Source organism: uncultured Merdimonas sp., assembly GCF_963929015.1.
GTDB lineage: Bacteria > Bacillota > Clostridia > Lachnospirales > Lachnospiraceae > Merdimonas.
Genome location: NZ_CAWVHE010000013.1, coordinates 304,802 through 330,812 on the forward strand (window position 1 = coordinate 304,802; position 26,011 = coordinate 330,812).

21 protein-coding genes and 4 pseudogenes are annotated in these 26,011 nt (G+C 50.3%); 2 read left to right on the plus strand and 23 right to left on the minus strand.

Annotated features, from left to right (window positions below; translation table 11 throughout):
• Positions 1-109: 109 nt before the first annotated feature.
• The 17 genes and pseudogenes from ABGT54_RS08575 to ABGT54_RS08655 form a co-directional block, all read right to left on the minus strand.
• On the minus strand, positions 110-901 hold the full coding sequence (locus ABGT54_RS08575) for an RnfABCDGE type electron transport complex subunit B (RefSeq protein WP_346663707.1): 792 nt from the start codon (positions 899-901) through the stop codon (positions 110-112).
• A 13-nt stretch (positions 902-914) separates the two neighbouring features.
• Positions 915-1,490 (minus strand): RnfABCDGE type electron transport complex subunit A, encoded by a 576-nt coding sequence (locus ABGT54_RS08580; protein ID WP_346663708.1) that lies wholly within the window; start codon positions 1,488-1,490, stop codon positions 915-917.
• Between the two features lie 11 nt (positions 1,491-1,501).
• On the minus strand, positions 1,502-2,218 hold the full coding sequence (locus tag ABGT54_RS08585) for an electron transport complex subunit E (RefSeq protein ID WP_346663709.1): 717 nt from the start codon (positions 2,216-2,218) through the stop codon (positions 1,502-1,504).
• 11 nt (positions 2,219-2,229) lie between these two features.
• Positions 2,230-2,814 (minus strand): RnfABCDGE type electron transport complex subunit G, encoded by a 585-nt coding sequence (locus ABGT54_RS08590; protein ID WP_346663710.1) that lies wholly within the window; start codon positions 2,812-2,814, stop codon positions 2,230-2,232.
• Positions 2,814-3,761, minus strand: a complete 948-nt coding sequence (locus ABGT54_RS08595; protein ID WP_346663965.1) for an RnfABCDGE type electron transport complex subunit D — start codon at positions 3,759-3,761, stop codon at positions 2,814-2,816. Before ABGT54_RS08595 ends, ABGT54_RS08590 begins: the two co-directional genes overlap by 1 nt.
• 42 nt (positions 3,762-3,803) lie before the next feature.
• Positions 3,804-5,123: an electron transport complex subunit RsxC gene (gene rsxC, locus ABGT54_RS08600; RefSeq protein WP_346663711.1), complete on the minus strand. Its 1,320-nt coding sequence runs from the start codon at positions 5,121-5,123 to the stop codon at positions 3,804-3,806.
• 205 nt (positions 5,124-5,328) lie between these two features.
• Entirely contained in the window at positions 5,329-6,456 is a 1,128-nt protein-coding gene (gene rpsA / locus ABGT54_RS08605; protein ID WP_346663712.1) for a 30S ribosomal protein S1, read from the minus strand.
• Positions 6,437-6,680: pseudogene (locus tag ABGT54_RS08610) on the minus strand (4-hydroxy-3-methylbut-2-enyl diphosphate reductase); the annotation flags it as partial. The gene rpsA and the pseudogene ABGT54_RS08610, both read right to left, overlap by 20 nt.
• 2 nt (positions 6,681-6,682) lie before the next feature.
• Complete coding sequence (gene cmk / locus ABGT54_RS08615) at positions 6,683-7,360, minus strand: (d)CMP kinase (RefSeq protein WP_346663713.1); 678 nt, start codon at positions 7,358-7,360, stop codon at positions 6,683-6,685.
• A gap of 12 nt (positions 7,361-7,372) precedes the next feature.
• On the minus strand, positions 7,373-7,960 hold the full coding sequence (locus tag ABGT54_RS08620; RefSeq protein WP_346663714.1) for a hypothetical protein: 588 nt from the start codon (positions 7,958-7,960) through the stop codon (positions 7,373-7,375).
• A gap of 106 nt (positions 7,961-8,066) precedes the next feature.
• Positions 8,067-9,303 (minus strand): annotated as a pseudogene (locus tag ABGT54_RS08625) (NAD(P)/FAD-dependent oxidoreductase).
• Positions 9,288-10,225: pseudogene (locus ABGT54_RS08630) on the minus strand (MurR/RpiR family transcriptional regulator). Before ABGT54_RS08630 ends, ABGT54_RS08625 begins: the two co-directional pseudogenes overlap by 16 nt.
• A 146-nt stretch (positions 10,226-10,371) precedes the next feature.
• Positions 10,372-11,786, minus strand: a pseudogene (locus tag ABGT54_RS08635) (oxaloacetate decarboxylase subunit alpha).
• Between the two features lie 23 nt (positions 11,787-11,809).
• Positions 11,810-12,961, minus strand: a complete 1,152-nt coding sequence (locus tag ABGT54_RS08640) for a sodium ion-translocating decarboxylase subunit beta (RefSeq protein WP_346663715.1) — start codon at positions 12,959-12,961, stop codon at positions 11,810-11,812.
• Between the two features lie 40 nt (positions 12,962-13,001).
• A complete protein-coding gene (locus ABGT54_RS08645) occupies positions 13,002-13,367 on the minus strand; it encodes a biotin/lipoyl-containing protein (protein WP_346663716.1) in 366 nt (121 codons plus the stop codon).
• A 24-nt stretch (positions 13,368-13,391) separates the two neighbouring features.
• Positions 13,392-14,177, minus strand: coding sequence for an OadG family transporter subunit (locus tag ABGT54_RS08650; RefSeq protein WP_346663717.1), 786 nt, complete (start codon positions 14,175-14,177; stop codon positions 13,392-13,394).
• A gap of 14 nt (positions 14,178-14,191) precedes the next feature.
• Positions 14,192-15,628, minus strand: a complete 1,437-nt coding sequence (locus ABGT54_RS08655) for a carboxyl transferase domain-containing protein (RefSeq protein ID WP_346663718.1) — start codon at positions 15,626-15,628, stop codon at positions 14,192-14,194.
• 312 nt (positions 15,629-15,940) lie between these two features.
• Here ABGT54_RS08655 and ABGT54_RS08660 point away from each other — a divergent pair, with 312 nt between their 5' ends.
• Complete coding sequence (locus ABGT54_RS08660) at positions 15,941-17,314, plus strand: peptide MFS transporter (protein ID WP_346663719.1); 1,374 nt, start codon at positions 15,941-15,943, stop codon at positions 17,312-17,314.
• 87 nt (positions 17,315-17,401) lie between these two features.
• Positions 17,402-19,189 carry an aminopeptidase P family N-terminal domain-containing protein gene (locus ABGT54_RS08665; RefSeq protein ID WP_346663720.1) on the plus strand — a complete coding sequence of 596 codons (1,788 nt, stop codon included), beginning with the start codon at positions 17,402-17,404 and terminating at the stop codon, positions 19,187-19,189.
• Positions 19,190-19,262: 73 nt separating this feature from the next.
• Here the strand turns inward: ABGT54_RS08665 and ABGT54_RS08670 are convergent, their stop codons facing one another.
• The 6 genes from ABGT54_RS08670 to ABGT54_RS08695 form a co-directional block, all read right to left on the minus strand.
• On the minus strand, positions 19,263-19,619 hold the full coding sequence (locus tag ABGT54_RS08670) for a hypothetical protein (protein ID WP_346663721.1): 357 nt from the start codon (positions 19,617-19,619) through the stop codon (positions 19,263-19,265).
• 18 nt (positions 19,620-19,637) lie between these two features.
• Positions 19,638-20,873, minus strand: coding sequence for an amidohydrolase family protein (locus tag ABGT54_RS08675; protein WP_346663722.1), 1,236 nt, complete (start codon positions 20,871-20,873; stop codon positions 19,638-19,640).
• Positions 20,874-20,905: 32 nt separating this feature from the next.
• Positions 20,906-22,894, minus strand: coding sequence for a 2-isopropylmalate synthase (locus ABGT54_RS08680; protein ID WP_346663723.1), 1,989 nt, complete (start codon positions 22,892-22,894; stop codon positions 20,906-20,908).
• Positions 22,895-23,023: 129 nt separating this feature from the next.
• Positions 23,024-24,553 (minus strand): sodium/solute symporter, encoded by a 1,530-nt coding sequence (locus ABGT54_RS08685; protein ID WP_346663724.1) that lies wholly within the window; start codon positions 24,551-24,553, stop codon positions 23,024-23,026.
• Positions 24,554-24,807: 254 nt separating this feature from the next.
• Positions 24,808-25,290 (minus strand): methylglyoxal synthase, encoded by a 483-nt coding sequence (locus tag ABGT54_RS08690; RefSeq protein WP_346663725.1) that lies wholly within the window; start codon positions 25,288-25,290, stop codon positions 24,808-24,810.
• A gap of 51 nt (positions 25,291-25,341) precedes the next feature.
• Entirely contained in the window at positions 25,342-26,007 is a 666-nt protein-coding gene (locus tag ABGT54_RS08695; protein WP_346663726.1) for a UDP-N-acetylglucosamine pyrophosphorylase, read from the minus strand.
• Between the last annotated feature and the right edge of the window lie 4 nt (positions 26,008-26,011).

The following is a 26,011-nucleotide window of genomic DNA, read 5'->3' on the forward strand; positions in this document are numbered from 1 at the left end:
AGAGACATCCCGGATCATAGTAAAAATAAAAGGTACTTTATTCTCTCACCTATGAAAAAGGATGTCTCTTTTCTTGTCTTTTTTATCTCATTTCTGTCAGAAGCTTTCGTTACAGAATGATCTTCTTCGGACACTTTTCAGCGCAGGCGCCGCATCCGGTACATTTCTCTGGATCGATATGTGCAATATTATCTACTACTTTAACTGCGTCAAACTGGCAGACTTTCTCGCACATCTTACACCCGATACACCCTACGGAGCAGACGCTCATTACATCTTTGCCCTTATCTTTGGAGCTGCACTGTACCAGATGTTTCTGCTCATAAGGTACCAGCTCGATCAGATGTCTCGGGCAGACGTCGATACATTTGCCGCAGGCCTTGCAGGCGTCCTTATCTACAACTGCCACGCCGTCCACTACATGGATGGCATCAAACTGACAGGCCTGTACGCAGGAGCCTTCGCCAAGGCAGCCGTATTTACAGCCTTTGGGACCGTTGGTCTGCATCATATTGATCATGATACAGTCATGAAGCCCTTCGTACTCATAGGTCTGTTTTGCCACTTCGCAGGTTCCGGCACATTTGACAAATGCCACTTCTTTTACCTGTTCTCCGGCGTCAACGCCCATAATCTCTCCAACCTTTGCCGCTACCGGCGCTCCGCCTACCGGGCAGGCGTTCACCGGCGCTTCTCCGGCCGCGATGGCAGCCGCCAGACCGGAACATCCCGGATAGCCGCAGCCGCCACAGTTATTTCCCGGCAGCACGCCCAGGATCTGTTCTTCTCTTTCATCAATTTCTACCGCAAACTTCTTGTCTGCAAGTCCGAGGAAAATACCGATGAATAATCCGGTACCGCCTACAATGACTGCGGCAAGAATAATACCTGTTATACTCATACTTCTCTTCCTCCTATATCAGTCCGGAGAATCCAAAGAACGCGATCGCCATCAGTGTGGATGTTAAAAGCACGATCGGGATTCCTTTAAAGGACTCCGGGATGTCATTGTATTCCATTTTCTCACGGATGCCTGCCAGCAGCACGATAGCGATCAGATAGCCGACGCCTGTGGCAAATCCGTTTACCACGCTCTCCAGGATGTTGTATTCATCCTGCACGTTGTTCAGCGCCACGCCAAGCACCGCGCAGTTGGTGGTGATCAGCGGCAGATAAACGCCCAGCGCATTGTAAAGAGACGGAACAAACTTTTTCAGGAACATTTCTACGATCTGTACCAGGGCCGCGATGACCAGGATAAATACGATCGTATTCAGATAATCAAATCCCAGTGGCTGTAAAATAAACTGATATAACAGTCCGGCCACCAGGGATGCCAGCGTGATAACGAAGATAACCGCTCCGCCCATTCCAACGGCGGTCTCTGTCTTTTTGGATACGCCAAGGAAGGAACAGATTCCGAGGAACTGGCTGAGCACGACATTACTTACAAGTGCAGAACCGACTGCAATTAAAATCAAATCTCCCATTTTTCCTCCTCCTATTCTTTCCCACTACCGGACGTAGATGCACATCCGCCGCAGGCCGCGCAGTCGCCGCCGCATCCGGACTGGATCTTGGAAGCATCTTTGCCCTTCTTTTCCAGATTGATCTTCACCTTGTTCTGGATCGCGGCCAGCACAGCCAGTACCAGGAATGCGCCGGGCGCCAGGATAAAGATGGTCACCGGAACGTATCCGCCTTTTCCCGCAGCTTCATCTGCAAGAGGCAGAAGCTGATAGCCGAACGCCTGGCCTGCACCGATGATCTCGCGGACCAGACCGATGGCAATCAGAGCCACGGTAAATCCAAGTCCCATGCCAAGGCCGTCAAAGATGGACGGAAGCACCGGATTCTTGGAAGCATAGCTCTCCGCACGTCCAAGAATGATACAGTTTACAACGATCAGCGGGATATATAATCCCAGTGAATCATAAAGAGCCGGTGTAAAACCTTCCATCAGGAAGTCTACGATCGTTACGAAAGAAGCAACGACCACGATAAAGGCCGGCATCCGGACAGAATCCGGAATGATCTTACGCAGCATGGAGATCAGCATATTGGACATAACCAGAACTGCTGTTGTAGAAAGCCCCATGCCGACACCGTTCACTGCTGAGGTTGTGACCGCCAGTGTAGGACACATACCTAACAGGAGAACGAAGATCGGGTTCTCATCTATCAAACCATTTTTTAATCTTTCAAAACATGAATTCATCGAAGCACCTCCTAAAACGCATTCTGGAAATAACCAAGCGCCGCATTTACCGCGCCGGTCACTGCCCTGGTTGTGATGGTGGCTCCGCTTAACGCGTCAATTGGCTCGCCCTGGCCGCCGTCTTTTGATACATAGAACTGCTCTGCCTGCTTGCCCACATACTGCTCATAGAAAGCGGGCTCTGTCGCCTTCATACCAAGTCCGGCCGTCTCACTGATAGACAGGAAGGAAATTCCGCTGACGCTTCCGTCCGCGGCGACCCCTACCGTCACCTGGATGTCGCCTCCATAACCTTCGCCGTCAGTAGCTGTGATCACATAGCCGGTCTCGCCGCCGTCTACAGCACAGACTTCATCCACTGTCGCGGAGATCCCCAGATCCTTTACCACCTGAGACGCCACATCCTGATCCACATCCACCGGTTCAAAAGCATCCAGAGACGCGTCGGGAAATACAGCCTGCCAGGCTTCTTTCTTCGCATTTTCCTCTGACCGGGCAATGGGATCTTTGGTGATCTCATAGGCCATTCCAAGAAGCAGCCCGGATACCAGTGTAATCACTGTAAGTATCAAGGTATTCTTAATAATCTTGTTCATTATTTCTCTCCTCCTTTACCAAATGGTTTTGGAAGAGTAACCTTCTCGATCAGCGGTACCAGAAGGTTACTGATGATGATCGCATAAGACACGCCTTCTGCGGATCCTCCAAAGATACGGAACAGTCCGGTCAGAACGCCAAGGACAATTCCGTAAACGATCTGCCCTCTCGGCGTGATCGGGGAAGTAACATAGTCTGTCGCCATAAACCATGCGCCCAGCATCAGTCCGCCGCCGCACAGGTGGGCGGTGATGTACTGGGGATCAAAAAATCCAATCTCCGGATGCGCCACATGGCCGAAGATCCCTACAAAAATCACAAAGGTAACGATATAGGTGCCGGGGATCCGAAGGTCGATCACTCCCATCAGGATCAGGAAGATCGCGCCAATGATGATGGCGATCACAGATGTCTCTCCGATGGTTCCCGGGATCGTACCGATCATCATATCCATGGTGTTGATCTGATCCATGGCTCCCTCTTTAACATAGGCAAGGGGAGTCGGACCTGTCACTCCGTCATAGACAAAGCTGGTCATAGGCCCGGTAAAGGAAAGCAAAAGGAAACATCTTGCTCCAAGAGCCGGGTTCATGAAGTTCTGTCCCAGACCGCCGAACAGCTGCTTTACGATCAGGATACCAAATACACTTCCCAGGGCGCCCATCCACCATGGCGCTGTGGGAGGCATATTCAGGCCCAGAAGAAGACCCGTCACCACGGCGCTGAAGTCTCCTACGGTTACCTTTTTGTGCATCAGTTTTTCATAAATGTACTCTGTCAGGACTGCGGCCACTACCGTGCTGACCAGCATGATAAGAGCTGACAGTCCGAAGTTCCATACCCCAAAGACAGCTGACGGCAACAGCGCGATGGTCACCATGAGCATGATATTGCCTGAGGTTATTTTGGAACGGATATGTGGTGAAGATGATACTTTTAATTTAATCTCACTCACGTTTGGTTCACCTCTTCCTCTTCATTCTTTTTCTTATTTCTTCTTGCGGTTGGCAAGTGCAATCTTTCTCATAGAACCGATCGCCTGTTTCAGCTGACGTTTTGCAGGACATACATAGCTGCAGGAGCCGCACTCCATACACTCCAGTCCCTCATGCGCCACAAACTTCTCTTCATCGTGATGCTCTGCATAATCTGCCAGTCTGGAAGGGATCAGCCGGCTTGGACAGGCCTCTACACAGCGACCGCAGTTGATGCAGGCTGTGGGTTCAAATTTTGCCACCTCGTCCTTTGTAAATCCAAGAATGGAAGAAGACGTCTTCGTCACCGGCACGTCCAGAGACACCATGGCAAATCCCATCATCGGACCGCCGGAGATCAGTTTCTCGGGCTCTGTCTGAAATCCGCCGGCTGCTTCCACCAGTTCCGCATGGCTGATGCCAAAAGGCACTTTGAAGTTGCCCGGTTCACTGACCGCGTCGCCGCTTACGGTAACAATTCGTTCCATGGAAGGCTTTCCTTCTGCCACCGCCTGGTAAATGCTGACCATGGTAGCCACATTGTCTACCACGCATCCCGCATCCGCCGGGAGCATGGCGGAATTGATCGCCCGCCCGGTAGTCGCGTAAATAAGCTGACGCTCACCGCCCTGGGGATACTTGGTCTTTAACGCTAGAACCTCCATTCTGGGTTCATCTTTGGTAAGCTCTTTTAACTTTGCGATACAATCCGGTTTGTTATCCTCAACGCCAAAAATCCCCTTCGCGTTGTCAAAAAGCTTCAGGACGATCTTCATGCCGCCCACCAGCTTCTCGGGCATCTCCAGCATGGTCCGGTAGTCTGCCGTAATATAGGGCTCACACTCCGCACAGTTGGCGATCACATAGTCGATCTTGTCCGGCTCCTTGGGTGAGAGCTTGACTCTGGTGGGGAATCCGGCGCCGCCCATGCCGACGATGCCTGCGTTCCCGATAGTTTCCAGGATCTCCTCTTTTGTCATCTCCTCCAGCGGTTTGACTGCCGGATATTCCACTTCTTCATATTCTCCATCGTTTTCCACGATGATGCTGTTTACAGTCCCCCCCGTAGGGTTCAGGCGTGGAGCAATGTCCTTGACTGTTCCTGACACAGAGGCATAAACGGGCGCAGACACAAAACCGCCTGCCTCCGCGATCATCTGTCCTTTTAAAACATGGTCTCCCTTGGCGACTACGGGCTTCGCAGGCGCGCCGATGTGCTGGGATACCGGGTAGACAAGATCCCCCTTCGGCTTCAGCTCAACGATCTCTTTGTTTTTCGCCAGAGCCTTGCCGTCATCAGGATGAATTCCACCTTTAAATGTTAACAATGCCATCCCTTTTATCCTTCCTTCCTTTTTACTCTATCTTTTATAATACAAGAAATCCCACGAATTTTCCAGTAATTCGCGCTATTTCTTTGTATATTTCCACAAACATTTTGTCGGTTTTTTAACATACAAAAAAGATAGAGGCCCGGATGGCCTCTATCTGTAACTTTTATAAAATTGATTCAGATATTTGATACTGAACTGGTGATCTCTACTCTTCTTCTGCCTCATATTCTTCTGTCACTTCTGCGGATTCTGACTCTTCTGTCTCTGCCGCTTCTTCTGTATTCTTCTCAAGCGCCTTCATGCTTAAGCTGATCTTCTTCTCTTCCACATTAAGATCTACGATCTTTGCTGTAATCTCCTGGCCTACGCTTAAAACATCCGACGGTTTGTCCACATGCGCTCTGGAGATCTGGGATACATGAAGAAGTGCGTCCACGCCCGGTGTCAGTTCCACAAATGCGCCAAAATCTGTCATTCTGGCAACCTTTCCCTGGATCACCGTGCCGGGTGCATAGGTCTCTTCTGCGTTTGCCCACGGATTGGTCTCCGGGAACTTTAAGCTTAATGCAATCTTGGTATCATGAATATCTTTGATCAGCACTTCCAGCTGCTCACCTACTTTAAATACCTTTTTGGGATTCTCGATCCGTCCCCAGGACATCTCGGAGATGTGGAGCAGTCCGTCCACTCCGCCAAGGTCGATGAACGCGCCGAAGTCTGTCACGTTCTTCACCGTTCCTTCAATCCTGTCGCCAACCTGAAGTTTGGCAAAGAGCTCTCTTTGCTTCTCTGCTCTTTCTGCAACCAGAAGCTGTCTCCTGTCGCCGATCACACGGTTTCTTCTCGGGTTAAACTCGCTGATCACAAACTCGATCTCCTGTCCCTGGTACTTGCCAAGATCCTTCTCATAACTGTCGGATACCAGGCTGGCAGGAATAAAGACTCTGGCCTCGTCGATCACAACGCTTAAGCCTCCGCCCAGTACCTGCGTAACCGGAGCTTTGAGTACTTCATGATTCTCATAAGCCTCTTTGAGCCTCTCATTTCCTTTTTCTGCAAGCAGACGCTTGTATGTCAGCATCACCTGACCTTCGCCGTCATTTACTTTTAATACTTTTGCTGTCATGGGGTCTCCTACGGAAACCATGGTGGTCAGATCCGCATTGGAATCATTGGTATACTCACTTCTTGTGATCACACCGTCAGCCTTGTACCCTATATTTAAAATGATCTCATCCGGCTTTACGTCGATGACTGTCCCGTCTACGACCTCACCATTTCTGATTGTCCGAAAGGACTCCTCTAACATCTGTTCAAAAGTTAAATCTGACATTGCTTTGAACCTCCTCAATTATTTTCTTGGGCGTGGATGCCCCTGCTGTAATACCTACTGTTTCCACGGACCTTAATTGATTCATATCCAAATCGTCAAGTGTCTGTATGTAGTACGTATTCTCACAGGCCTTACTGCCTTCCTTTTCTCGCATTACAGATTGTATTTAAAACAACTATATCATACCCCTTTTTGTAGATTATTTCAACAAAATCTTTGTTTTTTTTCAATTCGGGGTTTTTCTCTTCTCTCTGCACAGGGATGCGATCACTGCCACCACTTCTTCGATTGAGAGATCTGAACTGTCGATCAGGACCGCATCTGCCGCCTGTTTTAAAGGAGCGGTCTTACGGGTGGAATCCCGCTCGTCCCTCTCTCTTATGTCGGCTGCGATCTCTTCCAGATCACATGCGACGCCTTTTTCCTTTAATTCCAGATATCTCCGCCTGGCCCGGGTTTCCACGCTGGCTGTAAGGAATATTTTCAAGTCTGCCTGCGGAAGCACACAGGTGCCGATATCCCTGCCGTCCATGATCACATTCTGGGTCTTTGCCAGCCTCCTTTGCAGATCCAGAAGGCATTCCCTCACTGCCGGTACCGCCGCGCACCTGGAGGCCATATTTCCTACGGACTCCTCCCTGAGCCGTCCCGTAATATTCTCGCCATTTACATAAACCTGCTGGACAGATCCGGCGTATCCGATCTCCATGGTCACTTCCCGGCAGGCCGCAGCCAGCCGGTCCGTCTCCTCCGCAGAGATGCCAAGCCCCAGGAAGTAGACCGCAAGTCCCCGGTACATGGCCCCGGTATCTACATAGACCAGCCCTTCTTCTGCTGCCACCAGTTTTGCAATCGTACTCTTGCCGGCTCCCGCCGGTCCGTCAATCGCCACATTAAATCCCATACCTACACCTCGTCAGTCTTTCAGTTCTTTAAATCCGCCGGCCACATTGACACATTTTGCAGCCATAAATCTGCGGAACTCCTCGTCTTTGTCCCCTTCCAGGGCTGCCTTTGGAAAACAGATCATCTTCTTCTGTCCCCGGATCCCGCCGACTACCACGCCATACATCCGCTCCGTCTCCATCAGTCTGGAGATTTCCTGATAAGTATAGTAGGCGTTCTGATCCTGAAACACCATGCCAAAATACTCTTCAAAGCAGTTGATCACAACCTGCAGCTCGGTGCCTCTTTTTTTCACCCGCTCCTCATAAGCCTGGCGGCCGCTTTTCGCGGCATTTTTTACATTAAATCTGGAATAAACGTATTTATTTCCCAGGTATCCCAGAAGGAATGCAAGCGCCCACATAAGCGCGTAGGTAATAATGTATTTCGGCGTCAGCACGGACGGATCCGGCGATACCTGCATGAACAGGATCAGAAGTCCCATAAAGAATATGGTCAGCTTATAGCCGTATCCGCTTCTGCTTTTATAATACATCATGTACATGTCTGTAAATGTCTGTTCCGTTTCCTCATATTCAAAACGAAATTTAGGTTCCATTACTCTCTGTCCTTCCTGTCTTAAAACTACTGCGCTTCGTATCACGCAATGAGCACAGTATATCCTATTTTTGAAAAATGGACAAGAAAATTTCTATAAATTTTATTTACCGGATCCCGGATCCGGCCGCATATCCGGTGGACCAGGCGATCTGCAGATTGAAGCCTCCGGTCACTGCGTCAAGGTCCAGTACTTCTCCTGCAAAATAAAGCCCCGGGATCAATTTGGATTCCATAGTACCGGGATCCACCTCCCTGACGCTGACGCCGCCTTTTGTGACAATTGCCTCCCGGTAATCCCGAAGGCCGGTCAGGGTAAGGGGAAGATGGCGGATCAGGCGGACAAAGGCCTGTCGTTCTCCCCTGGTCACTTCGTTGACCTTTTTCTCCGGATCGATCCCGCTTAAAGAAACCATGACCGGGATCAGCTTCGCAGGAAACAATTTTCCCAGGGCATTTTTAAACTGCCGGTTCTTGTTTTCTTACAAAATCCCGCAGGATCCGGTGATCCAGCTGCTCTTCCGTAAGCGCCGGCTTTAAATCGATTTCCAGCTTCAGTTCCTTTTTCTGAAGTCGTTTTCCAACGAAGCTGCTGGCTGTCAGCATCAATGGCCCGCTGATGCCATAATGGGTAAACAACATTTCCCCAAATTCTTCATACAGGACTTTTTTCCCATCCAGGATCCTGGCCCGGACATTCCGAAGAGACAGGCCCTGCAGCTCTCCGGCCCAGGATTCCTGACATTCCATGGGCACAAGCGCAGGCAGGCACTCCGTCACCTGATGCCCCAGTGCCTCGGCAAACCGCAGCCCGTCTCCGGTAGAACCGGTAGAGGGATAGGAAAGACCTCCTGTAGCGATGATCCCGGCGGTCTCCGGTCACAAAAGAGCCGTCCTCCAATGAAAAGCCTCTAAACGCCCCCTCTTCAGACACACAGACCTTTTTCACCCTGCAGTTCAGACGGATTTTTACTCCCCGTTTTTTCAGTTCCCGCTCCAGAGCCCGGATCACATCCGAAGAATGGTCTGAAACCGGAAACCACCCGGTCGCCCCGTTCCACCTTGGTCCGGACTCCCGCCTCTTCAAAAAAGCGGATCACATCCTGATTGGTGCAGCCATAAAAGCTGCTGTATAAAAACCTGGGATTGGACACCACAGCTTCAAAAAGCCCGTCCATATCACAGGCATTGGTCAGATTGCACCGGCCCCTTTCCTGTAATAAACAGTTTTCTTCCCAGCCGGTCATTTTTTTCAAACAGCTCTACCTGATGTCCCCGGTCCGCCGCTGCCGCTGCCGCAAACATCCCGGCGGCCCCGCCGCCTGCGATCAGGACCCTACACATGCCCTTCTCCTTCTTCCATCCCGTTCATTTTCAACCGTGTCTCCCACAAGGTTCATCTCATCTTTTGCTGTATACCTGATATTCATCCCAGATCTTTTCCAGGGTTTCCAGCCTTTTGATCACCTCGTCCTGCTTTTTCATACACAGAGCCACCACCAGAGCGTTCACCACGCTTAACGGTGCCACCAGAGAGTCTACGATGGAAGCCATGTCGCTTCTTGCGATCAGATTACAGGAAGAATAGAGATTCATCGGAGAATGCACGCTGTCTGTCAGAGTCACCACCTTGGCTTTCCGGGCTGCTGGCAAACTCCAGAGCCTTCAGCGTACGCATGGAATATCTGGGAAAACTGATCCCTATGATCACATCCTCTTCACCGATCCGGATCAGCTGTTCAAAGATCTCGCTGGAACTGTTGGTGCTGACCGCTGTCACATCATCACAGATCAGATTCAGGTAAAAGCTTAGAAAATGCGCCAGCGGCGCACAGCTTCGGATACCGATCACATAGATCTTTCTGGCATTCAGGAGGGTGTCCACCGCCAGTTCAAATGCGTTGTGGTCGATGGCAGACATCGTCATCTTGATCTTTTCAATATCGGACTGCAGGACCGTCTCCAGGATCTCTCCCTGACTGATCCGCCCGTAGGTCACTTCCATTCTCTGGATTGAATTCAGCTTTGTCCGCACCATCTCCCCCAGAGCTTTCTGGAAATCCGGGTATCCGTTATAGCCAAGAGCCGTAGCAAAACGGACCACCGTAGACTCGCTGACGCCCACCTCTTCTCCCATCTTCGCAGCGGTAAGAAACGCAGCCTTGTCATATTCCCCGCGGATAAAATCCGCCAGCTTCTTCTGCCCCTTACTGAAACTGTGATATCCGTTGTCTATTTTCTGAAGTAATTCGTTTTTGCTTCCCATGACATCAACCAATCCTTTTCTCCTCTAAAATCCTCTTCATTATAAGGCCTGGCGGCTGATTATTCAAGCCTGGCTTTTGACTGCCAGACGCAAATGGGGACGGGGGATTTTCAGAAATCCCCCGTCCCCGGCAACAAAATTGTTTCCTACACCGGATAGCTTCCGTTCTCGGTGTCTGCAACATTTTCATCCATTTTAGTCTGCTGCGCCTGTCTGTATTTGAAATACTCTGTAGCCACCTGCGGGAACAACGCATAGGACAGCACGTCCTCATCCTGCTGGACATACTGTTCACATTCTTTGCGAAGCGTATCCATCTCATCCGGGATCAGATCCGCCGGACGACAGGTGATGATCTCTGCGTCGTCTCCCAGCACCTTTTTCTTTACTTCTTCGTTAAACGGTTTTACGGTTTCTCCATACTTTCCGCTTAAGATATCCCTGGTCTCTTTGGTCGCTACTTTGTAGCGTTCGCCCATCAGCACGTTCATAACTGCCTGGGTTCCCACGATCTGGGAAGACGGTGTGACAAGGGGCGGTTCTCCCAGGTCTTTTCTTACCTTCGGCACTTCTTCCAGCACCTCGTAATACCGGTCTTCTGCATTCTGTTCCTTCAGCTGAGAGGTCAGGTTGGACAACATGCCTCCCGGCACCTGGTACAGAAGGGTCTTGATGTTTACTCCCAGGTTCTTCGGATTCAGAAGGCCGCTGTCCAGCGCCTCATCCCGGATGGGCCGGAAATAATCTGCGATTTCTGAAAGCAGCTTCTGGTCGTAGCCGGTGTCATAAGGCGTTCCTTTGAATGTCTCCACCATAACCTCTGTAGCCGGCTGGGATGTTCCCAGGGCAAAAGGAGACATAGCGGTATCGATCACGTCTACGCCTGCCTCTACGGCTTTTAAGTAAGTCATGGAAGCCACGCCGGAAGTATAGTGGGTATGAAGCTGGATGGCAGATCCACCGCCTCCTTCAAAGCTCCTACCAGTTCTGTGGCTGTATACGGAAGCAGAAGCCCCGCCATGTCTTTGATACAGATCGAGGAAGCGCCCATCTCTTCAATCTTCTTTGCTTTCTCCACCCAGTATTCCAGCGTATACGCGTCTCCCAGGGTGTAGGAAAGAGCCACCTGCGCCTCCGCCTTTTCCTTGTTTGCCGCCTTTACCGCGGTCTCCAGATTGCGAAGATCGTTAAGACAGTCAAAGATCCGGATGATATCGATGCCGTTTGCAACGGATTTCCGCACAAAATCTTCCACCACATCATCCGCATAAGGACGATACCCCAGGATGTTCTGTCCGCGGAACAGCATCTGCAGCTTCGTATTCTTAAATCCATCCCGGAACTTCCGCAGGCGGTCCCAGGGATCTTCCTTCAGGAACCGCAAAGACGCGTCAAAGGTTGCGCCGCCCCAGCATTCCACAGAATGATAGCCCACCTGATCCATTTTCTCCACGATGGGAAGCATCTGCTCGGTAGTCATGCGGGTGGCGATCAGAGACTGATGGGCATCCCGCAGGATCGTTTCCGTAATTTGAATTGGTTTTTTTTCTATCTCTGCCATTATCTATTCCTCCATACTTATTCTTACATCACGCCAAAGATTGCCATAAAGGTTCCGGCCGCAACCGCTGTCCCGATGACGCCGGCCACATTGGGCCCCATCGCGTGCATCAGAAGGAAGTTGGTGGGATCCGCTTCTGCGCCCACTTTCTGCGAGACTCTGGCGGCCATGGGAACTGCGGACACGCCTGCAGATCCGATCAGCGGATTGACTTTGCCGTGAGTCATCACACACATTACCTTGCCAAGAAGCACCCCTGCCGCTGTGCCGAACATAAAGGCGATGAGCCCCAGAAATACGATCTTAAGGGTATCCAGGTTCAGGAATGCCTCCGCGCTGGTCGTTGCCCCTACCGATGTTCCAAGAAGGATGACTACGATGTACATCAGCGCATTGGACGCGGTCTCGGTCAGCTGTCTTACCACCCCGGACTCCCGGAACAGATTACCAAGCATCAGCATACCAACCAAAGGCGCGGTCGTAGGAAGGATCACACAGACTACGATGGTAACAATAATGGGAAAGAGGATCCGCTCCAGTTTTGAAACCGGCCGCAGCTGTTCCATCTTGATCTTCCTCTCTTTTTCTGTCGTCAGAAGTTTCATGATCGGCGGCTGGATAATGGGAACCAGAGACATATAAGAATACGCCGCCACCGCAATGGGCCCCATAATGGCTGTCTGTGAAAGTTTTCCCGCAAGGAAGATGGATGTCGGTCCGTCCGCCCCTCCGATGATAGAGATGGCTGCCGCCGCCTTATCGGAAAATCCCATGGCCATCGCGCCAAGATAAGCCACAAAAATACCAAACTGTGCAGCCGCTCCCAGAAGGAAGCTCTTGGGATTAGCGATCAGCGGCCCAAAATCCGTCATAGCCCCTACGCCCAGGAAGATCAGAGACGGGAAGATGGACCACTCGTCCAGCACATAAAAATAATACAACAGTCCGCCGGTGCCATTGGACGCATCCTCCGGACTTAACATGATGTCCGGGTAAATGTTTACCAGCAGCATCCCGAAAGCGATGGGAACCAGAAGGAGCGGTTCAAATCCATGGCGGATTGCCAGAAACAGGAAAAAACATGCAACACCTATCATAATCAGATTGCCCCAGGTAAGGCTGAAAAACGCAGTCTGATGTACGAGGTTTGCCAATGTTGTTGTAATATATTCCATTTTTTAACCTCCAGTCGTAATCGGTCCGGATCTTCCCGACCTAATTTAATGTGGCAAGCACCTCTCCGGCCTCGATGGCGTCTCCGACTGCCACATTGATACTTGCAACGGTTCCGTCTTCCGGTGCAACGACTGGGATCTCCATCTTCATCGCCTCGATGATGACTACAGCGTCTCCTCTTTTTACACTGGATCCAACGCCGGCTTCGATTTTAAATACTTTGCCTGCAGCCCCGGCTTTCACTTCTATAGCCCCTGCGGCCACGGCCACTTTTGCCGGCTTCGGAGCGCTGACTGCCGGAGCCTTTGGCGCTGCCGCTTTGACCGGCGCCGCCTGGGAAGCTCCTTTTTCTTCTACCGTCACATCATAGACATTTCCGTTTACTGTAATCGTATAATTTTTCATAATTGATATCCTCCTTCGGTTTCCTTATGCTTTCCATTTATTCGAGGGTCTGCGCCGGATGCTGCGGACTACAAATCCATCCGCAGATGTCCCTTCCGCCGCAGCGACAGCCGCGGCGATCACAGCCACCAGTTCCGCGTCATCTGTAAGCTCCTGATCCATACCGTCTTCACCCCCGGACGCCTCCGCTTCCGTAAGTTCTTCCTCTTTCTTTTCCGAAACATCTTTGGACTTCTTCTGAAAAACTGTTCCAAGAGCCGGGATGTATTTCATCAGGGAAATGATGATCGAGATAAAGATCAGTACCACAAACACCGTTCCCATACCAAGGATCGTGTTAAGGCCTGCTTTTTCCAGGATCTCGCCCATACTGTATTCTGCGGACACTGACAGGGAATCCAGACGGGAATCCGCATCGTAGACTACTTCGATCTCTGCTTTTCTCTGCGCGAATTCTCCCATGGTGGTTACATGGATCTCATCGCCGTCAGCCGTGATCTCAAAATCACCGTGCCCTTCATAAGCTCCGCACTCTTCCACTGCGGCAGGCCACGCTTCAAGCGCGCCCAGGAATCCTTCCGGAGCAAAGGGAAGCCCAGACTGCATGAGCTGATATTCCAGTTCATAATCCGATAAAGACTCCCACTGTTCCCGCACCGTTTCATCGGCGCCTGCACAGTACTGAATGAGTACTTCCGTGGCGTCCAGAAGGGTATCCTGATCATAGGCGACCTGCCTGGAAGCCGTGCAGGCTGTAGCCAGAAATGCGGTCATCACCGCACACAGCACAATACTTATTTTCTTCTTCAATTTGCCTCACCTCACTAAACCGTTCCGTGCATTTTCACCGGACGCTCTTCCCGCTTCGTAAACAGCATCTCAAAAGCGCCGATCACATATTTTCTGGTGTCCGCCGGTTCGATGATGGTGTCCACATATCCTCTGGACGCAGCAGACAACGGGCTGTTCTGCAGGCTGTCATAAGCGGCGGCTTTCTCGCGGATCACCGCCATGTCTTCTCCCGCATACATGATCTTCGCCGCAAGAGACGGATCCATCATTCCAATCTTTGCTTCTTTCCAGGCATATACCATATCTGCCCCTGTGGACTTGCTGTTCATGGCAACATAAGCAGTTCCAAATGCCTTTTCGGTGATCACACTGACCTTCGGTACCGTAGCATTCGCAAATGCGTAAGTCAGCTTTGCCACAGCTTTTGCCAGATGTTTTTCTTCGTAATCGCCGGCAGCAAACCCTTCTACATTGGTCAGAGTCAGCACCGGAATATGAAAGGCGTCGCAGAAGGTAACAAACTCCGCTGCCTTTCCAGCGCCGTCTGCGGACAGCGAACCGTCATATTCGGCCACTGCGTTTGCCTCCCCGTCGTATACTTTCCTGCAGTTGGCCACCGCTCCTACCGTCATCCCGTTCAATTTGATAAATCCGGTCACCATATCTTTTGCAAAATGCCGCTTTGTCTCGAAAAAGATCCCTTCGTCAGAGATCAGGGGCAGCGTAATCCTGGGATCTTCCGCGCCCGCTTCTATATCGGCGCACGTCCGGTTCAGATCGTCGCTGCAGTCCTCATAGGAAACATCCTCTTCATTGTTGCAGGGAAGCATCAGGATCAGGCTCCTGATCCAGGAAAGGATCTCCTCCTCCGAACCGGTCTCATCCACAAGTCCGGTGTATTTACTCTGGAAACCGGCAGAAGCGGTATCGCACTTTGACACCTCATTTCCCGGAATCGCATTGGGAGAATTGACAAAAAGCCTTCCCTTCTCTTCCATAAATGTAAAATCCGTAAGCCCGGGCACAACAGAAAGTCCTCCGCCGCAGCTGCCGAACACAGCGCTGATCTGGGGGATCACACCGGATGCGAGCGCCTGCTTCTGATACAGCATTCCAAACGCCTCCAGCGCGTCTGTGGATTCCTGAAGTCTTAACCCCGCGCAGTCAATGAGGCCGATGACCGGAGCCCCCATCTTCATTGCCATATCATAGATCCTGGCAATCTTCTTCGCATGCATTTCACCGACCGCTCCATTTAATACTGAAGCGTCCTGGCTGTATACATATGCCAGGTTCCCGTCGATCACGCCGTAGCCGGTGATCACGCCGTCCGCCGGGGTATCTTTTTCTGGCATGTTGAAATCTGTGGCTCTGGCTGTCACCGCGCCGCCGATCTCAACAAAACTTCCTGCATCCAGAAGACTAAGGATCCGCCGGTATGCAGCATTTTCTGTTGACCTGTTGCCCATAATCTTACCTCCGTCTTTATAAAGTATTTCTCTTTGATCTTCCACCAACGAATGCTAATAAACCATCGCTTATTTAATTAAGTAGAAAAATCAAAATTTCTGCCAATTTATATTATAAAGATATCTTTATCATTCCGCAAGAAAAACAGAGTTGATTCTAAAAAAAATATTAACAATTTCTTAAATTCAGATTGTACTTTAACCTTTTTTGTGCTATAGTTCTCATGTTGAATTTGTTACGCAGGGGAAACTATATGTTGCGTACAAGTTCAAAGTTTTCATTTTTCACTATATTAATTGGAGGGATAAAAAATGGAAAACACAAAGAAGAAATGGCCATTTGGTTTCTATGTGTGCTCCCTGTCTTTCACATTTGAAAGATTTGCATACTATTCCGCTAAATGGCTCATCTCCGTCTTCGTAGTAGCAACTGTTGCAGAAGGCGGTCTTGGTCTGACCACAGCAGACGGTGCGCTGATGAACTCTTTCATCGTAGCGTTCACCTACATTACCCCTGTACTGGGCGGTATGGTTGCTGACCGCTGGATCAGCCCGAGAATCCTGGTTCCACTGGGAGAGATCATCATGGGACTGGGTTACTTATGTGCATGGCAGGCTCATTCTGAAGCAATGCTGTGGGCAATGATCGTTCTGGTATCCATTGGTACCGGTTTCTTCAAAGGAAACCTTTCCGGTATCAACGGACGTCAGTTCCCGAAGGCTGACGAGGACACCTTGGATTCTATTTTCTCAATCCAGTACTCCTTCGTTAACATCGGATCCTTCTTAGGAACCACATTCGTCAGCATGGTTGCTCTTGCAGTCAGCTACCGTTTTGCGTTCCTGCTTTGTGCGATCGCTATGTTCGTTGACGTGGTATGGTGGATCATCGGTGTTCGTTTCATCGTAAACGATGCCGGAAAGCTTCCGTTCCTTGTTGACAACAGAACAGAGAAGGTTGCAGCTAAGCTTGACAAAGAGACAGCAAAAGAGGATTCCGCTCCTCTTACCACCATCGAGAAAAAGCGTGTTGCCGCTATCCTGCTTGTAACACTTTTCTCCGGTATTTTCTGGCTCTTATGGTACATGGTATACCTGCCGGTTTACTACGAGTTCGGACCTGTAGAGCAGGGCGGACTTGGATGGGCAAACTGGAACATCGGAAGCTTCCAGATGCCTACCGCATGGTTTGACTCCATGAACGGACTTTGCTGTATCGTTCTTGGTCCTGTATTCGCAGCTCTCTGGGCTAAAATGCAGCAGAGACCGCAGGGCGACATCAGCATGTTCAAGAAGACAGCACTTGGTATCATCCTCCTGGGCGTAGGTATCGTAGCAATGGTAGCTGCAGCTCTGATGAGCGGTGAAGGCGAGAAAGCTGTTGGTATCTGGATCATCGTTGTTGTTGCTGTATGTATGTCCGTTGGTGAGATGGTCTTCTCTCCGCTTGGAAACTCCTTCATCAACAAGTTCTCCCCGAAGAAACTTCTGGGAACTCTGCTTGGTGTATGGCCTCTGATCATCTTCTTCTCCGGATTATTATACGGACCGATTTACAACTGGCTTGGAAACTTCCGTTTCGTGACAGCATTCGGTATCGTTGCTGCGATCATCATCGCATGTGGCGTAATCCTGTGGGCACTGTCCGGCAAGCTGGATGAACTGGTTGTAGAAGACGAGAAATAATTCAGCCGCAAAATATATCAGGGCTTTTGATCACCGTATCAAGGGCCCTGATTATTTTATATCACATTTTTACAAGGAGGTGCTGATATGAAAGTATCAGAAAGAGTTGCCGCTCTGCGTAAATTAATGGCAGAAAAAGGCATCGACGCCTATGTGGTCCCCACTGCAGATTTCCATCAGAGCGAGTATGTGGGCGAGCACTTTAAGGCAAGAAAATTCATCAGCGGATTCAGCGGATCCTATGGAACTGCCGTGATCACTATGGACGACGGCGGTCTCTGGACCGATGGACGCTACTTCTTCCAGGCTGTAAATGAACTGGAGGGAAGCGGCATCCGCCTGATGAAAATGTTTGTAGGCGATACCCCGTCTGTGACAGAGTTTCTGGCAGATGTTGTTCCGGAGGGAGGCACCGTAGGATTCGACGGACGTGTGCTTGCCATGGGCGAGGGGCAGGAATTTGAAGAGGCCCTTGCTCCGAAGAACATCAAGATCAGCTATTCCGAAGACCTGATCGACGAAGTATGGGAAGATCGCCCGGCTCTCTCCGAGAAACCCGCCTTTTTCCTGGAAGAAAAGTATTCCGGAGAAAGCACCGCATCCAAGCTCGAAAGAGTGCGTGAAAAGATGAAAGAAGCAGGCGCTGACATCCACATCATTGCATCCCTGGACGACACCTGCTGGCTCTTAAACGTAAGAGGCGACGATATCGAATTCTTCCCGCTTCTGCTCTCCTACTCCATCGTAACCATGGACAGTGTAGAGCTCTATGTGGATGAGCGTAAGCTAAACGATCAGATCCTTGCAGAGTTTGCAAAGAACAATGTGCACATTCATCCTTACAACGATATTTACGAAGATGTGAAGAAGCTGGATCCGTCTCTGACTGCCATGATCGATCCGATGAAGATGAACTATGCGCTGTTTAAGAACATCCCCTGCGGCATCGTAGAGGCGGCCAACCCGGAAATCCTCATGAAAGCCATGAAGAACCCGGTAGAGCTGGAAAACATCAAAGAGGCACACATCAAAGACGGCGTGGCGATCACGAAATTTATGTACTGGATCAAGACCCGCTATGACAAAGAAAAGATCACCGAGCTTAGCGCGGCCGACAAACTGACCAGCCTGCGCGCGGCCCAGGAAGGCTATATCCGCGACAGCTTTGAACCTCTGTGTGCATTTGCAGATCACGCTGCCATGATGCACTACTCTCCTTCTCCGGAAAGTGACGTAGAGTTAAAAGAGGGCGCCTTCTTCTTAAACGATACAGGCGGCGGATATTATGAAGGATCTACCGACATTACCAGAACCTTCGTTCTTGGCTCTGTAGACCAGCAGATGAAGAAATACTTCACCGCTGTTGTGCGCGCCATGATGCGTCTGTCCCGCGCAAAATTCCTTTACGGATGCTACGGTTACAATCTTGACGTACTGGCAAGAGGCCCCATCTGGGATCTGGATCTTGACTTCCAGTGCGGCACAGGCCACGGCGTTGGTTATCTTGGCAACGTACACGAGCCGCCCACAGGCTTCCGCTGGTATGTGGTTCCCAGCAAGAACGAACATCACCAGCTGGAAGAAGGCATGGTAATGACTGACGAGCCCGGCATCTATGAAGACGGACAGTTCGGTATCCGTATTGAGAACGAATTCATCGTAAGAAAAGGCGTTCAGAACAAATACGGACAGTTCATGTATTTCGAGACCATCACCTTCGCTCCCATCGACCTGGACGGCATCGATCCGGAAGAGATGAGCAGAGACGAGCGCGAATGGCTCAACAACTATCACAAAGACGTTTATGAGAAGATCGGACCTCATCTGACAGACGAGGAAAGAGAATGGCTCAAAGAATACACAAGAGCGATCTAAATGTGAAGAAACTGTGAACGGGGACGTAGACTTTTTGCAAAAGTCTACGTCCCCGTTCACAGTTTCTTCACATTTATTTTTTCTTTTTCTTATTCTTCGGCCGGTAGGAATTCTGCCGGTCCCGATACTCTGACAGGTGATTGTCTTTCTTTTTGCCGGACTCAAACTCCGGCTTCAGGAACCATTCTCCGCCTGCCATCAAGGCCGCCACATCTATGCCGAGGATAATGATGGTTTCATATTCTTCCGGCAAAAATGTGAGGTAAGGGCTGATGGTCCGCAGGGTGCACACCACCACCAGGGCAAAACCGATGTAAGTGATCAGTGCGTAGAGCCTGGTGTCTCCGCCCCGTTTTTTATTCTCATTCAGACGAAAGGCTCCGCCTACGAGAAAGATGGCTCCGATTACGATCGCCGCGATCCATATCATAAGTATTTCTTCCTCCTGCTACATAAACATGTTGTGGGTTCCCACATAGCGGATGCCGTCTTCAAAGACTCTCTCTCCGCCTAAGGTTACCAGTTTCACATCGTTTAAGCAGGTAATGTCTTTGCTTAAGTCGCCGCCGACTACCAGAAGGTCCGCGTCCAGCCCTTCTTTTACCAGTCCTCTCTCGTTTTCCACGCCAAGGACTTTGGCCGGGTTGGAGGTAGCTGTCTGGATCGCCTGTACCGGGGTGATGCCATATTCTACCATGTACTGCAGCTCTCTTGGAAGCGGCAGGAAGGGAGACTGATACATAACCATATCAGTTCCTGCGATCACAGTAACTCCGGTATCATAAAATTCTTTGAAATGATCCCTGTATGCCTTGTAAGCCGGCTCAAAATACTGGTAATCCTTCATCTCTTTTTGCATCACCGGATCGTTGACCGGCTTGCCGGCATTCTTCTCCAGGTTTTCTTTGCAGATATCATATAATAAAGTATATGCCATAATGGTCGGCGTCCAGGCAATGCCCTTTTCCGCCATCTGTTTTGCATGGTCCAGAGTCATAAAGGTGGCATGCTCAATGGTGTCAAATCCGGCGTCAATACACATCTGGATCCCCGGATTGGTTCCTGCATGTACGCCGCACTTGATGCCTCTTCTGTGGCATTCGTCAACTGCCGCGTTCAGCTCTTCCTGAGTCAGTTCCGGAATATGGGAACGGTGAGTGGTCAGCACTTTCACCCATTCCGCGCCGTCACGCACCTGCTTGCGGATCTCTTTTCTTACTTCCCATGGTCCGTCCACTTCTTCCACTTCGTCCCAGGCATGGCCGCCGGTCATGCAGATACCGGTATCAGTGTGAGTGATCCTTGGGATCTTTACAAATCCTTTTTCCGCTGCAAGCTTTAAGTTCTTGCACACACCGTGGGCGGAAGACATATCACGCACAGACGTGATGCCCCGTTCAAATGCGGACTGCGCATGCTGCAGCGCATACAGCATGATCAGCTGCGGACCATAGTTAAAGGTATCCGGCTGGGAATAATAATATCCCAGATGGGCGTGCATGTCGCACAGTCCCGGAAGAAGGGTGGCTTCCCCGTAATCCTTGACTTCCTCCTCAGGATACGCCTTTGTCAGTTCCTCTTTGGACGCGATCTTCTCAATCTTGCCGTCCTTTGTCAGAACTGCCTTGTCTTCGAGAACGGTCTTGCCGTCCCCGGTCATCAGATACTTTGCACAAATAATCATTGTACTACAACCTCTTTTCTTTTGACATTTTATTATTTCTGATTCCGATATTGCATAGGAGTCATTTGATAAGCTTTTTTGAACAGACGGTTAAAATGCTCCACATTCTGGTATCCTACGGTCAGAGCGATATTTTCTACCGTCATATTGCTGCTCTTTAACAGGGCCTTGGCCTTTTTCATGCGGATCTTTTTAACCAGCTCCCCAAAAGTCATGCCGGACTTTTCTTTGATGTATTTGGAAATGTAAGGCTTGGAGAGATAGAATCTCTCGGCCAGGTCATCCAGAGTAACGTCAATGTAATTGGCCTGGATATAATTTATGATCTCCAGCATTCTTTCATCCTTGCAGGCTTTGGCGCTGCCGATCTCGTCAATCTTATTCACAGCCACGGTAAGCGCCTCCATAGAGGCCTTGATGATATCCGGGTCAATGCCTACGCCCCAGAAGGTCTTGCCTTTACAGATCACACCCACATAAGCCACCGCTTTGGAGGAAGATCCCTTGGTCAGAGAATGTTCCTCGTAGAAGGTCAGTTCATAGCTGATATTAAAATACTGCTTGATGGCGTTGCTGACCGCGTCCAGGCGTCCGTTTCCGGTCGCCGTGATCACCCGTCTTTCGCCGCTGTGATTGATGGTTGCCTCCGCAGTAATGCCGTCCACCTGTTTGAAATGGCACTCATCAATGTGGAACACCGGCCTGGTGTTGATATAATTGTCGGAGAAGATCTGATATACCCACTCCGGATTCAGCTCTTTATGCGCCTTATCCGATACGTCTTTGACCAGATACCCCACTTCTTCTCTCATCTGCTTGGGCAGATTGATGCCGTGGCTCTGCTTCAGGATATAGTTTACGCCGCCCTTTCCAGACTGGCTGTTGATGCGGATCACGTCGGAATCATATTTTCTTCCCACATCCTGGGGATCAATGGGCAGATACGGAACCGTCCACTTGTCGCACTTCTTCTCTTCTCTCCAGGCCATTCCCTTTGCAATGGCATCCTGATGGGAACCGGAAAATGCGGTGAACACCAGGTCTCCCGCATAAGGCTGACGGGGATCCACATGCATCCTGGTCAGTCTCTCATAGGTCTCCCGGATCTCTTTCATATTGGAAAAGTCCAGTCCCGGATCCACGCCGTGGGAAAACATGTTCATACCCATGGTCACCACGTCCACGTTGCCGGTACGCTCGCCGTTGCCAAACAAGGTGCCCTCGATACGCTCTGCGCCGGCCAGGATGCCAAGCTCCGCTGTTGCCACGCCGCAGCCCCGGTCGTTGTGGGGGTGCAGGCAGAGGATCACACTGTCTCTGTATTTCAGATGCTTATTTACATATTCCAGCTGACAGGCAAATACATGCGGCATCGCATTTTCCACGGTAGTGGGAATGTTGATGATGGCTTTGTTCTCCGGCGTAGGCTTCCACACGTCCAGAACCGCGTTGCACACGTCTACCGCATAGTCTACTTCTGTTCCCGGGAAACTCTCCGGGCTGTACTGGAAGGTAAAATTGCCGTCCGTTTCATTTGCCAGCTTCAGAAGAAGCTCCGCGCCGTCGATCGCGATCTTCTTGATCTCTTCTTTATCCTTCCGGAATACCTGCTCTCTCTGCGCCACGGATGTAGAATTATAAAGGTGGATCACCGCGTGAGGCGCTCCCTTGACCGCCTCAAAGGTCCGCTTGATGATGTGCTCTCTGGCCTGCGTCAGCACCTGTACCGTCACATCATCAGGGATCATGTTCTTCTCGATCAGCGTCCGCATAAACTGATACTCTGTCTCAGAAGCCGCCGGGAATCCCACTTCGATCTCCTTAAATCCGATATCTACCAGCATCTGGAAAAACTCCAGCTTTTCTTCCAGGCTCATGGGCTCGATCAGCGCCTGATTGCCGTCTCTTAAGTCAACGCTGCACCAGATCGGAGCATGATCGATGTATTCCTTTTTCACCCAGTCATAGGTAACTTCCGGAGGCATAAAGTAGCCTCTCTCATACTTCTGGCAATTTTTCATGTACACAACCTCTCTTTCTATCCCAAACAATAATCATCAATTTTATTGTCATATTTTAACACTTTTTAATACTAACATAGATAAAAGAAAAAGGAAAGTGGTGTTTTTAATCACTTTCCTTGATCTATCTTAATCCTGTTCCAACGACCGTTTTTTCGTGATCGTTACCTTTTCTTCATAGCATGCAAAGATACCATCCGTGATCTTCGGATCCGGCTTTTTCGTCACCAGGCTCACCACCGGCACCACCAGAAGACCTGCCAGCATGGCCGCCGCTCCTGCGTTGATCGGAGACTCAATAAACGGCACAAAGAGGTTGACGGTGGTGATCCCCACGCCGGTGAAGAAGCTGGCCCACACAGCCGCTTTTGTCGTTCGCTTCCAGTACAGCCCATAGAGGAAGGGCGCCAGGAAGGATCCAGCCAGCGCTCCCCAGGATATCCCCATCAGCTGGGCGATAAATGCAGGAGGATTCAGCGCCAGAAGTACGGAAACTGCGATAAAGAACACGATCAGGACCTGCATGACCCGGATCAGCTTTCTGTCCTCCATCCGCCTGCACAGGTTCTCTTTTAAAAAGTCCAGCGTCAGTGTGGAACTGGAAGTCAGCACCAGAGACGCCAGCGTGGACATGGATGCGGACAGCACCAGCACCACTACGATCCCGATCAGAAGATCCGGCAGAGCCGATAACATATGAGGAATGATACTGTCATAGATCACATTTCCGGAGCCGTCGTAAATGACCGGATCGTCAAAGAGTCTTGCAAAACCGCCCAGAAAATAGCATCCGCCGGACACCACCACCGCAAATATGGTAGAGATCACTGTTCCGGTATTGATGGATTTTTCATCCTTGATCGCATAAAATTTGCCGATCATCTGGGGCAGTCCCCAGGTACCAAGAGAGGTCAGAAGGACCACCCCCAAAAGATTCAAAGGATCCGGGCCGAAAAAGGAGGTAAAGGCTCCGGGCTGTCCCAGTGTCACCGGCACATCGCTGGGGATCTGCGCCATCTTCTGCACTGCTTCCAGAAATCCCCCCTGTCCGGAAAGGACCGCGCCGATCACGATCACAATGCCGGCCAGCATAATAATGCCCTGGATAAAATCATTGATGGCCGTTGCCATGTAGCCTCCCAGGATCACATAGATCCCGGTAAAAACGGCCATCCCCACCACGCACCAGGCATAGGGAACATGAAAAGCCATCTCAAAAAGCCGGGATAATCCATTGTAGATAGATGCCGTATAGGGCACCAGAAAAATAAATACAATGGCAGATGCCGCGATCTTTAAAGCTTTGCTCCCGTAGCGTTCCCCAAAAAAATCCGGCATGGTCCGGGAGTTCAGATGCTGCGTCATAACTTTGGTGCGCCGGCCCAGAACCACCCAGGCCAGGAGACTTCCGATCACTGCGTTGCCAATGCCGATCCAGGTGCTGGAAAGACCGTATTTCCATCCAAACTGCCCGGCATATCCTACAAAAACAACAGCCGAAAAATAAGAGGTTCCATAGGCAAAAGCTGTAAGCCAGGGGCCCACAGAGCGGCCGCCCAGCACAAATCCGTCTACACTCATAGCATGTCTTCTGGAATAGATCCCTACAGCCACCATCACCGCAAAGAATACTACCAGCAATAAGATTTTTACTGTCATTGTTGTTCCCTCTTCTTTCTTTGTTGTTTACCTGAAATTGTCGCGCTTTAAACCGTAACGCTTTAAAGCATTAAATTATCTGGTCAAAAATATAACACAGCCTCTCTGCTGTGTCAACAACTTTTTTTCCTGTACAGGCATTTCCTGCACAGCAATTGTACAGGAAGGTTTTCTCCTCTCTTTCTCCTGCCCGTTGCCGCCGCGGCTTTTGGAGATTACTTTTTCGGAAACCGCGGCGGCCTGACAGGGTCTGATTATTCCTCTTTCATTTTTTCCACTCTCTTCTGAACAGTCAGATGAAAGTTCTGTACCCTTCTGGCATAAGGTTTTCCCATATATTCCGAATGCAGAAGAAAATCTGCCGTGGCAAGATTGTTAGCGACCGGGATATCATAGACCACAGCGATGCGAAGAAGCGCCTTTACATCCGGATCGTGGGGCTGGGCCTCCAGAGGATCCCAGAGAAATACCATAAAATCAATCTGTCCTTCCACGATCTTGGCGCCAATCTGCTGGTCTCCGCCCAGGGGGCCGCTGTTGTAGCCTTTTACCGGAAGTCCGGTCCTCTCAGAGATCAGCCTTGCGGTAGTGCCTGTGCCGCACAGGAAATGTCCCTTCAGATTGTCCTTATTTTTATCGCACCACTCTACCATCTCTTTTTTCTTACCGTCATGGGCAACCAGCGCGATATGCTTTGCTTTCTCCATCTCAAATGTTACATATTCCATCTCATCCATGCCTAAATCCCTCCTCTTGCACTTGATTTTCGTCTTACTTCCGTCTGCTTTTTACTGTTTCTCTACAATATCTCCCTGTTTTTTGTAGATGCTTCCTGCAGGCACATAGCCGCGTACACTGGAAAGGGGATAAATGTTGGACTGCTTTCCCACAACGCTTCCGGGATTGAGAACCGTGCCGCAGCCGACCTCCACCTCGTCTCCAAGCATGGCGCCAAATTTTTTCATGCCTGTTTCTATATTCTCTTCCGCAGTCTTTACCACTACCAGCTTTTTATCAGACTTTACATTAGAAGTAATGGAACCGGCTCCCATATGCGCTTTATAGCCCAGAATGGAATCTCCCACATAATTGTAGTGTGGCACCTGCACTTTATTAAAAAGAACCACATTTTTAAGCTCTGTAGAGTTTCCAACAACCGCTCCTTCTCCCACGATGGCATTTCCGCGGATAAAGGCACAGTGACGGATCTCTGCGTCTTTTCCGATGATCGCCGGTCCGTGAATGTATGCAGAGGGAAATACCCGGGCCGATCTTGCGATCCATACGTCTTCTCCGACCTTTTCATATTCTTCCTCCGGAAGGGTATTCCCAAGCTCCAGGATAAAGTCGTGGATCTTCGGCAGAACCTCCCAGGGATACACCGCCCCGTCAAAAAGATCCTTTGCGATCGTTTCCTCCAATGTATACAATGCCTGTACCGTCAATTCTTTCATGGTC

Coding starts and splice junctions, on each gene's coding strand:
- ABGT54_RS08585 (WP_346663709.1), bottom strand. CDS start 2,218: ATGAATTCATGTTTTGAAAGATTAAAAAATGGTTTGATAGATGAGAAC.
- ABGT54_RS08645 (WP_346663716.1), bottom strand. CDS start 13,367: ATGAAAAATTATACGATTACAGTAAACGGAAATGTCTATGATGTGACG.
- ABGT54_RS08675 (WP_346663722.1), bottom strand. CDS start 20,873: ATGATTATTTGTGCAAAGTATCTGATGACCGGGGACGGCAAGACCGTT.
- ABGT54_RS08695 (WP_346663726.1), bottom strand. CDS start 26,007: ATGAAAGAATTGACGGTACAGGCATTGTATACATTGGAGGAAACGATC.
- ABGT54_RS08690 (WP_346663725.1), bottom strand. CDS start 25,290: ATGGATGAGATGGAATATGTAACATTTGAGATGGAGAAAGCAAAGCAT.
- ABGT54_RS08655 (WP_346663718.1), bottom strand. CDS start 15,628: ATGGGCAACAGGTCAACAGAAAATGCTGCATACCGGCGGATCCTTAGT.
- ABGT54_RS08680 (WP_346663723.1), bottom strand. CDS start 22,894: ATGAAAAATTGCCAGAAGTATGAGAGAGGCTACTTTATGCCTCCGGAA.
- ABGT54_RS08575 (WP_346663707.1), bottom strand. CDS start 901: ATGAGTATAACAGGTATTATTCTTGCCGCAGTCATTGTAGGCGGTACC.
- ABGT54_RS08620 (WP_346663714.1), bottom strand. CDS start 7,960: ATGGAACCTAAATTTCGTTTTGAATATGAGGAAACGGAACAGACATTT.
- cmk (WP_346663713.1), bottom strand. CDS start 7,360: ATGGGATTTAATGTGGCGATTGACGGACCGGCGGGAGCCGGCAAGAGT.
- ABGT54_RS08660 (WP_346663719.1), top strand. CDS start 15,941: ATGGAAAACACAAAGAAGAAATGGCCATTTGGTTTCTATGTGTGCTCC.
- ABGT54_RS08640 (WP_346663715.1), bottom strand. CDS start 12,961: ATGGAATATATTACAACAACATTGGCAAACCTCGTACATCAGACTGCG.
- ABGT54_RS08665 (WP_346663720.1), top strand. CDS start 17,402: ATGAAAGTATCAGAAAGAGTTGCCGCTCTGCGTAAATTAATGGCAGAA.
- ABGT54_RS08685 (WP_346663724.1), bottom strand. CDS start 24,553: ATGACAGTAAAAATCTTATTGCTGGTAGTATTCTTTGCGGTGATGGTG.
- ABGT54_RS08670 (WP_346663721.1), bottom strand. CDS start 19,619: ATGATATGGATCGCGGCGATCGTAATCGGAGCCATCTTTCTCGTAGGC.
- ABGT54_RS08580 (WP_346663708.1), bottom strand. CDS start 1,490: ATGGGAGATTTGATTTTAATTGCAGTCGGTTCTGCACTTGTAAGTAAT.
- rsxC (WP_346663711.1), bottom strand. CDS start 5,123: ATGGCATTGTTAACATTTAAAGGTGGAATTCATCCTGATGACGGCAAG.
- rpsA (WP_346663712.1), bottom strand. CDS start 6,456: ATGTCAGATTTAACTTTTGAACAGATGTTAGAGGAGTCCTTTCGGACA.
- ABGT54_RS08590 (WP_346663710.1), bottom strand. CDS start 2,814: ATGAACAAGATTATTAAGAATACCTTGATACTTACAGTGATTACACTG.